This is a genomic window from Streptomyces sp. NPDC000941 (assembly GCF_053599555.1).
The window spans coordinates 1-1,917 of record NZ_JBSFMM010000518.1 but is presented as its reverse complement, the minus strand read 5'-3'; the positions used below and the strand labels follow the sequence as shown (position 1 = coordinate 1,917).

Genomic DNA, 1,917 nt, shown 5'->3' with positions numbered 1-1,917 from the left:
TAATCCGTGTTTAGATTGTTGGTGTCTGCTCGTGACCCGTGTGCTCTCCCGACCGCCGCGGGCCGCCCCCCCCCCCCCCCGCCCCGCCCCCCCCCCCACCGGGGGAGGACGTGGCGGACCTGGCGGGCGCGGCGGTGTGCGGCATGGTGCGCTCCGCGCAGTCGGAACATCCCGGCCGGTTCGTCCTGCTGGACCTCGACCCCGACCTCGACCCCGCCCCCGACCTCGACGGCGGGGAAGTGCCACTGACCCTCGTTCCGGCGGCGCTCGCCTGCGCCGAGCCGCAGATCGCGGTGCGGGCGAACCGGCTCCTCGTGCCCCGGCTGACCCGCGTTCCGGCGTCCGTCCCCGTCCCCGAGCCTGGTCCCGTTCCCGCCACCGACGCAGCCGACCAGCACACGGCGCCCACGGCGTTCGACCCCGACGGCACCGTACTGATCACCGGCGGCACCGGCACTCTCGGAGCGGTGCTCGCGCGCCATCTGGTCTGCCGTCACGGCGTACGACACCTCCTGTTGGCATCCCGACGCGGGCCCGACGCGCCCGGTGCCACCGAGCTGCGGGCGGAACTGGCCGAGCTCGGCGCCGAGGCGACGGTGCGCGCCTGTGACAGCGGCGACCGCGCCGCGCTGGCCGATCTCATTGCGAGGATTCCCACCGGACACCCGTTGACCGGTGTGGTCCACGCCGCGGGCGTGCTGGACGACGCCACCGTCTCCTCCCTCACCCCCCGACACCTGGACACCGCGCTGTCACCCAAGGCCGATGCCGCCCTCCATCTGCACGAGCTCACCCGCCACGCCCAGCCGCGCGCCTTCGTCCTGTTCTCCTCGGCCGCCGGTGTCCTCGGCGCAGCCGGGCAGGGCAACTACGCCGCCGCCAACGCCTTCCTCGACGCCCTCGCCGAACACCGCAGGGCGCAGGGACTGCCGGCCCTGTCGCTCGCATGGGGTCTGTGGGAGCAGGGCAGCGGCATGACCGGGCATCTCGACGGCACCGATCGGGCCCGCATCACCCGCTCCGGGCTCGCCCCCCTCGCCACCGAGGACGCTCTCGCGCTCTTCGACGCCGCCCTCGTCGGCGATCGGCCGTGTCTGGTGCCCGCCCGGCTGGACCTACGGGGTTCGAGCGCCGCCGAGACCCCGGCGCCGCTGTTCTCCAGGATCGCCCCGGCCCGTACGGCCCATCGCCGCGCCCCAGGAGCCGAGGGCGCCGCTGACCTTCGTACCCGTCTCGCGGCCCAGGACGCCGCCGAGCAGCGCGACACGCTTCTCACGATCGTCCGCACCCACACCGCCGCCGTGCTGGGGCATGACACGGCTGCCGCCGTCCGGCCGGACGCGGCCTTCCGCGAGCTGGGTTTCGACTCCCTCGCCGCCGTGGAACTCCGTAACCGCCTTCACACGACCACCGCCCTCACCCTGCCCGCAACCACCGTTTTCGACCACCCCACCCCCGCTGCCCTCGCCGATCATCTGCGTACTCAGCTCTGCCAGGACGCTCCGTCCTCGGCGGCGGCCACGGCGATGGCGGCGATGGCGGAACTGGCCAGGCTGGAGTCCGCCGTCTCCGACTCGGCGGCGCTCGACGACGACACGCGCAGCGGCCTCGCGGAGCGCCTGCGCTCCCTGGCCCGCAAGATGAGCAGTGGCCGTATCGCTGACGACGGCGGCGGCGCTGCGGGCCCAGATCTCCAGTCGGCCACGGACGATGAGATGTTCGAGCTGATCGACAAGGAGGTCAGCCGGGACTGAGCCCATGCGGTGGCCTCATCGGGGCATCGCAAACGTACGACGGCGCCCGGCGAAGGCCGGGGGCCGGCCCCAGTTGGGCCGGGCCCGGGCCCGCCCCGGTGGGCATACCGCACCGCTTCCCTAACCACAAAGATGTCAATATGCTCATTTGGCTGATTTGGGG

1 protein-coding gene is annotated in these 1,917 nt (G+C 73.4%); it reads left to right on the top strand.

Annotation, left to right across the window (positions count from 1 at the left end):
* The first annotated feature begins 110 nt into the window (after positions 1-110).
* On the top strand, positions 111-1,754 hold the full coding sequence (locus ACWDSL_RS53225) for a type I polyketide synthase (protein ID WP_450496958.1): 1,644 nt from the start codon (positions 111-113) through the stop codon (positions 1,752-1,754).
* The last annotated feature ends 163 nt before the right edge of the window (positions 1,755-1,917 follow it).